The following is a 9,439-nucleotide window of genomic DNA, read 5'->3' as shown; positions in this document are numbered from 1 at the left end:
TGTTTCGACGTCTGGTTTTTCTGTTTCGCCATCTGGTTTTTTTGTTTCACCATCTGGTTTTTCTGTTTCGACGTCTGGTTTTTCTGTTTCGCCGTCTGGTTTTTCTGTTTCGCCGTCTGGTTTTTCTGTTTCACCGTCTGGTTTTTCTGTTTCGCCTTCCGGCTTTTCTGTTTCGCCGTCTGGTTTTTCTGCGTCGCCTTTTTTTACTGGAGCTTTCTTTATAGTGATTTTTTCATTTACAACAGCTGAATTTTCTTCTGTTTTTACTTTTTCACTAGTTTTAACTGGCTCTTTTAAGGCATTTTCTACTGATTTTTCTTCATTTGCTTTTGCATTAGGAATTAATAAGCTTACTCCTAGTGCCAAGGCTAGACTAGCGCTTATAATTTTCTTATTTTTGTTCATAAATTTTCTCCTTTTATTTATTTTTTTAAATATTCTTTCACTAAACATTATATATATATATATATATATATATTGTCAAATATTTTAAATATTTATCCATAAAATTAAATTCGAAAATTTCGAAACTATTTCCAATAAAAAACATGGGTAAATTTATCAATTTTACCCATGTTTTTGGTTTTTTATGGTCTTAGCCAATCTGGCAATTGTTGACCTTCTTTTTCTTCTTTACTGTCTTCTTTTTTTGGATTTGCTTCTTTAAATTCTTCGACGTTTGATGAATCCATTGTAAATTTGAAATCTATTTCTTTTTTCTCGCCTGCTCTTACAATTTGAATTTTGCAAGTATCCCCTACGCTATAATTTAATAGAATCTTTTTTAAGTTAGACATATCTTTTACTTTTTGTCCATCTATTCCTGTAATTATATCGCCTTTTCTAAAATAATTTTTCGCATCGTCTGAGATTGATTGTACAAATACTCCGTCTTCACTTCCTACGTTTTTGCTATCTATATTATTGTATTGTAAAAGTAAATCCAAATTTATTCCTGTAATTCCCAAATATACTGAATTAAATTTACCGTTTTTAGCTATTTCTTTTATAACTTTTTTTGCCAAATTTACTGGAATTGCAAATCCTATTCCATCAGAATTTCCTGCTTTTGCTGTATTAATTCCTATAAGTTGTCCTTTTGAATTTAGCAAAGCTCCTCCAGAGTTTCCGGAATTTATTGCAGCGTCTGTTTGCATTAATCCATCCATTTGTGCTCCATTTTGGAATGAAACTGTCCTATCAAGTCCTGAAATTATTCCGCTTGTAACTGTTGATTGTAATTGAAGTCCTAATGGATTACCTATTGCTACTGATTTATCTCCTACTTTTACTGTATCGCTATCGCCTAAGTCGATTGGTTTTAAATTATTTGCCTCAACTTTTATAACTGCAAGGTCCAAGGTTGTATCATTCCAAACAAGTTTTGCTTTTTTTGTTTTATTATTTGAAAATAAAACATTGATTTCGCTTGCATCTCCATTGCCTACAACGTGTGAATTTGTCAAAATATATCCGTCTTTTGTAACGATTGAGCCTGAGCCTACTCCTTCAACATAGCCTGTTTGTTGACCCAAAATTGTATTTTGTGTAGTTTTTGTTTTTGTTGTAATTCCTACAACAGAATCTATACTTTTTTCGACAACTGCTCTTTCCATTGTCATCTCATCGTTTGTTGTTATATTTACTACATTATTTTTTTTGGTATTTGAATTTGTATTAGCTTCTTTTTTATTATTATCTGATGTTTTTAATGAGCTACCCAAAAGTGAAAAAACTAAAAATCCACCCAAAACAGCTCCTATAAGTCCTGAAAGAAAATTAGAAAATCCACCAGAACCACGATTTCTTCTAGCCATCTATTCCTCCTTATTATTCTTTCCTATATTATTATATAAAAAATTGTAAATAATATGTTATAGATAAGTAGAAATTTGATTTTGTAAATTTCTTTAAATGATTTTTCTAAAATTATTTTTAATTTTTTATAATTAATTTCTTATTTATTTTTCTTTTAAATAAAAAACAAACCCAGAAAAATCTGAGTTTGTTAGTTTTGTTTTTATTACATTACAGCCATTGCAATTGATAAAATTACAATATTTGCAATCATTACTATAAAGAATGGTTTCTTTACCCATTTCAAATATGTTGAATATTCTACTCTTGCTGCTGCAAGTCCACCCATTACAACTCCTGATGTTGGTGTAACAAAGTTTACAAGTCCACAAGCGCCACAGAAAATCATGATCATTATGTTAGGGTCATATCCTAATTGATGAGCAAGAGATCCCATGATTGGAATTGATAATGCTGCAAGTCCTGATGTTGATGGTACTAAGAATGATAATAACATGTAAATCAAGTATGCAAGTGGTGCGAATACAAATGGAGAAACTCCTCTTAGCAATTTAGCTGAATTTTGTAGGATGAAGAAATCTAAGTGAGTAGAGCTCATTACTACTGTAATTCCTCTTGCTACTGCTATGATTAAACCTACTGATAATAAATCAGCAGCTCCTGCGATAAATCCATCTACAAATTCTTTTTCGCCAATTTTTGCAACTATAGCTATTACTATACTAGATAAGGTAAATAGTGCTGCTAAGTCTTTGAAGTACCAATATCCTAATGGAGATCCTGTCAAGAAATCTGACCAACCAAATGCTTTCAAATAAGCTTCTTCGTCTCCGTGGAAATTGATGTCTACATAAGAAATTAATGATATAATCATTATTGCAAATGTTATAGCAAAAACTGTTAATACAGCTTTGTGTGTTCCAGTAAATTCTAATTCTTCTCCGTTATCGTTAGAGAAATATTCTTCCATAGCGTTTTTTTCATCAGCGCTTAGAATGGAAGATTCTTTGTTTTCTAATAATTTTTTAGCATAATTCAATACAAATTTTATAACGATTAAATCTGTTGATAACCAAAGGATAACGCCTATAATCATTACTGTTGTTGCATTAGATTTTATACCAACTGATTCCAATGCTCCCATAGCTGCTGATGTAGCGAATGGGTTGATTGTAGAACCTAGTACTCCGGCTCCAGCTCCAAGTAGAACTGTTCCTACTGCTACCATTGTATCAAGTCCAGCTGCTACCATTGCTGCTGTGATTAATGGATAAAAACCAATTGTTTCTTCTGCCATTCCGTATGTTGATCCACCAACTGAGAATAGGAACATTAATACTGCAATTAGTCTTCCTTCTTTACCTTTGTTTTTTCTTACTAAGGAACGAATTCCTGCTTCCATAGCACCAGTACTCATTACTATACCGATGAATCCACCAATACATAAAATAAATATAATTAGATCTGCGGCATCCATAAATCCATTTGGAATAGCCATAATAAAGTCACTTAAACTAGCACTTTGTACAGTAACTGTTTCTCCAGCTTTAACTGCATTTATAAGATCTTCATATTTGCCTGGGTCTAATGATTTTATAATATCTGAATCGATTGCTTGACCATTAGCTAATAAAGTTATTAAACATACAGCAGCTAGAACTATCATCAAGATAGAAAATGCACTTAGTGATTTTTTCTTACCTTTTTTCATAGTATTCTCCTATTTTTTTATTATAGTACCTGTCTTTCCTTCTAATGCTTCAGCTGCTTTTTCTAAAGATGTAATTAGTGCAAGACCTTGTTCTGATTTTTCAACAAATTCTAAACAAGCTTCTACTTTTGGTAACATTGAACCAGGAGCAAAGTGTCCTTCTTCAATATATTTTTTAGCTTCATTAACAGTCATTTCTTTGATTTCTTCTTGATTTGGTTTGTTGAAATTGATCATAACTCTATCAACTGCTGTTAATATTACTAACATATCAGCATTTAATTCTTTTGCTAATAATGCAGATGATCTATCTTTATCTATTACAGCTGGCACACCTTGTAATCCTTCTTCTGTATCTATTACCGGTACACCACCTCCACCAACTGTTATTACTATATTACCATTTGAAACCAAATTTTCCACAACGTTTATTTCAATGATTTCTTTAGGTATTGGGCTTGCTACAACTCTTCTGTATCCCCTACCTGCATCTTCTACGTATTCGTAGCCGTTTTCTTCGTGTTTAGCTTCAGCTTCTTCTTTTGTTAAGAAACTTCCTATTGGTTTAGTTGGTTTGTTGAAAGCTTCATCATCTTTGTCAACTAAAACTTGTGTAACAACGCAAGCTATTTCGGAATCTTTGCCTCTGTTTTTTAATTCATTTCTTATTGATTGTGATAAATGATAACCAATATATCCTTGGCTCATTGCGCCACATTCTGGAAATGGCATTTCAGGTGTATTGCCACCTTTGTTTGCTGAAAATTCCATTGCGTTATTTATCATTCCTACTTGTGGACCATTTCCGTGTCCTACTGCTACATCGTAGTTTTCTGATAAATCTACTATTGTTTTAGCTGTCTTTTTTACTAATTCTAATTGCTCTTGAGGGGTATTGCCTAAAGCATTACCCCCGAGAGCGATAACTAATCTTTTTTTTGTCATCTATTAAATATATCCGTTTCTATTTTTATTTTTTCTATTTTAATGTTGCATACATAATTGCTTTGATTGTATGCATTCTGTTTTCTGCTTGATCAAATACTTTACTTTGTTTTCCTAGGAATACTTCGTCTTTTACTTCCATTCCATCAAGGTCATATTTGTCTCCGAATTTTTCGTTTACATCTATACCTGTTGTTGTATGAAGATCGTGGAATGATGGTAGGCAGTGTAAGAAGATTGCATCATCATCTGCTAAATCCATAACTTTTTGGTTTACTTGGAATGGATGAAGTAATTCAATTCTCTTTTCCCATACTTCTTTTGGTTCTCCCATTGATACCCAAATATCTGTATATACTGCGTGAGCACCTTTTGCTGCTTCTTCTACGTTTTCTGTAAATTCTACTTTTGATCCGTGAACTTTTGCAAATTCTTTTGCTTCTGCAATTAATTTTTCATCTGCCCATAATTCTTTTGGACCGCAACCTGTGTAGTTGATTCCAAGTTTAGCACATGCTACCATTAATGAGTTACTTACGTTATTTCTGCAGTCGCCCATGAATACAAAGTTTAATCCTTTAAGGTATCCAAAGTTTTCTTTGATTGTAAGCATATCAGCAATCATTTGTGTTGGGTGGAAATCATCTGTAAGACCATTCCATACTGGAACTCCTGAATATTTAGCTAATTTTTCTACTAATTCTTGGTCAAATCCTCTGTATTCGATTCCATCATAAAATCTTCCCAATACTTTTGCTGTATCTTCGATTGATTCTTTGTGTCCCATTTGGCTTGAACCTGGATCAAGGTATGTTACTCCCATTCCTAAGTCCATTCCTGCTACTTCAAATGAACAACGTGTTCTTGTTGAAGTTTTTTCGAATAATAATACTATATTTTTTCCTTCTAGATATCTGTGTGGTGTTCTTGTTAATTTTAATTTTTTAAATTGTTCACCTAGATCTATTAGGTATTTGATTTCATCTTCTGTTAGGAATTTTAATCCTAGTATACTTTGTCCTTGTAAATTTACTGGCATATTATTTTCTCCTTATTTTTGTTTTTCAATATTAATTTTATTTTGCGACTAACTTACTTCTTATAGTTCTCTTTCTAATGGCATTGACATACATCTTGGACCACCACGACCTACTGTTAGGTTTGATGCATCTAATTCTAATACTTCAATACCTTCTTTTCTTAGTACTTCGTTTGTTACTGTATTTCTCTTGTAAACTAAAACTTTTCCTGGAGCAAGTGTTAATGTGTTTGAACCATCATTCCATTGTTCTCTTTCTGCAGCTATTGGGTCTCCACCACCACATGGGATTAGACGTACTTTTTCGATTCCTAGTGCTTTTGCTAAGATTTCGTCTAATTTTCCTGAAGCTGTTTCAATGTGTAAATCATTGTTTGCTTCATCTTTTGTTATGATTTTAACTTCCATTTCTTTGATTATAGCTGGATGGTATGTGAATGCATCATAATCGATTTGTGTAAATACTGTATCTAAGTGCATGAAGGCTCTGTTTTCATCGATTTTTAATGCGTAGATTTTTTCAATCTTGTTTTCATTTTCTCCAAAGAATAATTTTTTAGCTAATACTTTGATTGCTTCATATTGTGTTCTTTGTGAAATACCAATTAATAGTGTAGTTTCATTTCCGTTGAATGTATCTCCACCTTCTATATGGTATTCGTTATCTCTACCATAAAGATTTGGAACATTTCCTTTGTATTCTGGATGGAATCTAAAGATATAATCACAGTAGATTGTTTCTCTATTTCTTGTTACAGAATACATTCTATTGATAACTGCACCGTTTCCTACTGATGCAAATGGATCTCTTGTAAAGTATAGGTTTGGCATTGGGTTAATTGCAAGATATGATTTTCCTACAACCATTTCATGAAGATCTTCTTCTGTGAAAAGTCCTAGTTCTTTTAATGTTAAACCAGCCATTGTTTTTTCAACAAATTCTTTTGTATCTTCAATTTTTTCTAAATATTCTTTAGCTTTTGCAAGGATTTCTTTATCTTCACATCCTGTTTCACTTAAATATTGTTCTAAGAAAGTTTCTCTTAAACCTTCGTTAGCATCTAGTGTTTCAGCCATTAAATCTTCAAGATAAACAACTTCTACTCCATTATCTCTCATGATATTTGTAAATCTATCATGCTCTTCTTGAGCTGATGCTAGATCTGGAATATCATCGAATAATAGTTCTTCAAGAGTTGATGGAGTTAAATTTAATAATTCATCTCCTGGTCTGTGAACCAAAACTCTTTTTAGTGGTTTAATCTCGCTTGTTACTTGAATCTTTTTCATAATTCCTCCTAAAATATATATAAATAGAGTGTATCTCTTTACTTGAATAAAGTTTCGTTTTGAATTTTTCATTCAAGATAAATTTTAGAGCCACTCATATCGTTTACATCAATAGTATACTCTAACCGTTTCATTTTTACACGACAAATTTCGGATAGTTTATTGTAAATTATATTCAAATGAAAATGTTTTTATAAGTGTTTTTATGAAAAATTATTAATAAATGGCTAAAAATTAGTAAATTAGCTTAAAATATTATATAATATAAGTATATATCAAACTAAAATTAAAGAGGTTATTTATGGTTATAAGTAATATACAAACCAAAATTTCTGCAATTTCAGATTTATCAAAAATATGTAATTTTGAAGTAGAATTTCAAGACAGTTCTACCACAACTTTAATTCACAGTACAGCAAGACTTCTCTTGTTCAAAAAAGGCAAGGGGAAATTTATGATAAACGGGGTTGAGTATCTAATCGAAAAAAATACCATGATTTCTATTCTGCCTTGGGATATTACAACTATCACTGATGTTACAGAAGATTTGGAATTTTACAAAATCGTATACAATTTTCAAATTATAAATGACGATTTGAAAAATATTTGTAATTTTAGGAAAAATCAAATTAATTCTATAGAAGTTTTGTCAAAAAATCCTATAAAAATTCTTGATAGCAAGGCTTTTCATGATATGAAAAATTCTTTTATTGAAATCAAAGATGAAGTTGGAAATGACTCTTTCCAAGAAGAAATTGATGAAAAACCATATTCTGATGAATATCTTATTTCATCAATTATAAGAATTTTAATTAAATTTTTAAGATTTGAAAACAAAAATGAAATAAGTACCAAGGCAAATTATGAACATCAAATTCAAATTAATCAAATTCTTAGGTATATGTATTCCCACATGAGCGAAAAGTTAACACTTGACAGGCTTGCCTCTACATTTTTCATTAGCAAATCAGGTCTTACAAAATATTTAGAAGAAAATATTGGCTTTACATTTTCAGAATTATTAAATAGAATTAGATTTTCAAAAGCAATCGACTTACTAATGTTTTCTGAAAAAAGTCTAAATGAAATTGCAAAACGCGTTGGCTATACAGACTCATCACACTTTACGAAAATATTTGAAAATACTGAAGGAATCAATCCTGGCGAATTTAGAAATTATTACAATATTAAACAAGTCAGTCTCAAACAATCTGAGGCAAAACTTCTTGATAGTGTTATAAATTATGAAATCAAAAACTATACTGACACAGATCTTACAATTGGAAAAGTAGCCAAAGAATTTGGCATTTCAACATCTGAAGTAAACAGATTAATTTATTTCCAATTTGAAAAAAATTTCTACGAATATTTAGATTTTCTTAGGATTTCAAAAGCATGTGAAATGTTAAAAACAACAGATTTAAAAATAATAGATATAGCAATGAAAGTCGGGTATAATTCAACAAGAACTTTCCAAAGAGCCTTTAGCAGAATAATTGGCGTATCTCCTAATAAATTTAGGACAACAATAAACTACCAAGACTCTGAAGGAAATATAATATAGTAGGAAAAAAGAAAAGGAGAAAATTATGAAATTTATAGCAAGCGAATCTTTTTGGGATTTATTCCCTGAAGCAGAAATAGGACTTATCCTATTTAAAGACATAAAAATGGAAGAAAAATCAAATAGAGAAATAAGAGACGAACTTGATAATGCAAACGAAAAAGCCCTAGATTATCTTAAAAAACCAGTATTTAGCGAAAATCCAGTAATAAAAGTGTGGAGAGATGCCTTTAAATTATTCAAAACAAAAAAAGGAGCACGCTGTTCAATAGAAGCCCTATTAAAAAGAGTTGTAAAAGACAAAGACGTTGGAAGTATCAATCCCCTAGTTGACATTTACAATGCTGCATCATTAAATTATGCTCTACCATGCGGAGCTGAAGATATAGACAAATTTGTAGGCGATGTAAAACTTGAAATTACAGAAGGAAATGACCCTTTCCAAGCCATAGGAGATGACAAAAATTCACCAACTCTTGAAGGAGAATTATGTTACAGAGATGAAAAAGGAGCAATTTGTAGGTGTTTTAATTGGAGAGATTGCCAAAGAACAATGATAACAGAAGATACAAAAAATGCAATACTTTTTATGGAGAACATAGATCCAGATAGAAAAGACGATTTGAAAGAAGCAATAAACTATCTAGCAGAAAATTTAGAAAAATATTTGGAAGGAAAAGTAGAAATTCACTTTTTAACAAAAGATAATCCAAGCATAGAAATCAAATAGAAAAAAATATCTGTTGCAAAATAAAAATAATCAATAATAAGAGAAATTCAAAATTTCAAAGACTTAATATTGATTATAAAAAAATTTTGCAACAGTTTTTTTATGCAAAGTTACAAAAAATAAATCAACGCATATAAAGATAAATACAAAATAAATTGGGAAAAATAAAAAAGCAATAAAAAAGACCTCTAGCAAAACTAAAGATCCAAAATTCTGGCGCGGCATTGAGGATTCGAACCCCAGGCCTACTGGTCCGTAGCCAGTCGCTCTATCCAACTGAGCTAATACCGCTCAATATTTTTTATAAAAATATTGGCGCGCCTGAGAGGAGTCGAACCTCTG

General features: G+C 31.0%; 7 protein-coding genes, 1 tRNA gene and 1 pseudogene. 2 read left to right on the top strand and 7 right to left on the bottom strand.

The window, feature by feature from the left end; genetic code table 11:
• The 6 genes and pseudogenes from HMPREF2852_RS05240 to arcA all read right to left on the bottom strand — a co-directional run.
• Positions 1-405: pseudogene (locus tag HMPREF2852_RS05240) on the bottom strand (peptidase); the annotation flags it as partial.
• A gap of 182 nt (positions 406-587) precedes the next feature.
• A complete protein-coding gene (locus HMPREF2852_RS05235; protein ID WP_070606399.1) occupies positions 588-1,817 on the bottom strand; it encodes a S1C family serine protease in 1,230 nt (409 codons plus the stop codon).
• Positions 1,818-2,023: 206 nt separating this feature from the next.
• Positions 2,024-3,529 carry a YfcC family protein gene (locus tag HMPREF2852_RS05230; RefSeq protein ID WP_070606397.1) on the bottom strand — a complete coding sequence of 502 codons (1,506 nt, stop codon included), beginning with the start codon at positions 3,527-3,529 and terminating at the stop codon, positions 2,024-2,026.
• Between the two features lie 9 nt (positions 3,530-3,538).
• The gene (gene arcC / locus HMPREF2852_RS05225; RefSeq protein WP_004839169.1) at positions 3,539-4,474 is read right to left on the bottom strand and encodes a carbamate kinase; all 936 of its coding nucleotides are present in this window, start codon (positions 4,472-4,474) and stop codon (positions 3,539-3,541) included.
• A gap of 34 nt (positions 4,475-4,508) precedes the next feature.
• On the bottom strand, positions 4,509-5,513 hold the full coding sequence (gene argF / locus HMPREF2852_RS05220; protein WP_019117392.1) for an ornithine carbamoyltransferase: 1,005 nt from the start codon (positions 5,511-5,513) through the stop codon (positions 4,509-4,511).
• Positions 5,514-5,573: 60 nt separating this feature from the next.
• On the bottom strand, positions 5,574-6,803 hold the full coding sequence (gene arcA / locus HMPREF2852_RS05215; protein ID WP_070606396.1) for an arginine deiminase: 1,230 nt from the start codon (positions 6,801-6,803) through the stop codon (positions 5,574-5,576).
• A 301-nt stretch (positions 6,804-7,104) separates the two neighbouring features.
• On the opposite strand from arcA, the gene HMPREF2852_RS05210 reads away from it, so the two are divergent.
• Together HMPREF2852_RS05210 and HMPREF2852_RS05205 are read left to right on the top strand one after the other, a co-directional pair.
• A complete protein-coding gene (locus HMPREF2852_RS05210; protein ID WP_070606392.1) occupies positions 7,105-8,367 on the top strand; it encodes a helix-turn-helix domain-containing protein in 1,263 nt (420 codons plus the stop codon).
• A 25-nt stretch (positions 8,368-8,392) separates the two neighbouring features.
• Positions 8,393-9,097, top strand: coding sequence for a B3/B4 domain-containing protein (locus tag HMPREF2852_RS05205; protein WP_083306970.1), 705 nt, complete (start codon positions 8,393-8,395; stop codon positions 9,095-9,097).
• A 214-nt stretch (positions 9,098-9,311) separates the two neighbouring features.
• On the opposite strand, the gene HMPREF2852_RS05200 is transcribed toward HMPREF2852_RS05205, so the two are convergent.
• A tRNA-Arg gene (locus HMPREF2852_RS05200) sits at positions 9,312-9,388 on the bottom strand.
• Positions 9,389-9,439: the final 51 nt, after the last annotated feature.

This window comes from Anaerococcus sp. HMSC065G05, assembly GCF_001812365.1.
Classification (GTDB): domain Bacteria; phylum Bacillota; class Clostridia; order Tissierellales; family Peptoniphilaceae; genus Anaerococcus; species Anaerococcus vaginalis.
The sequence above is the reverse complement of the archived record's forward strand: the minus strand, read 5'-3'. Positions and strand labels throughout refer to the sequence as shown.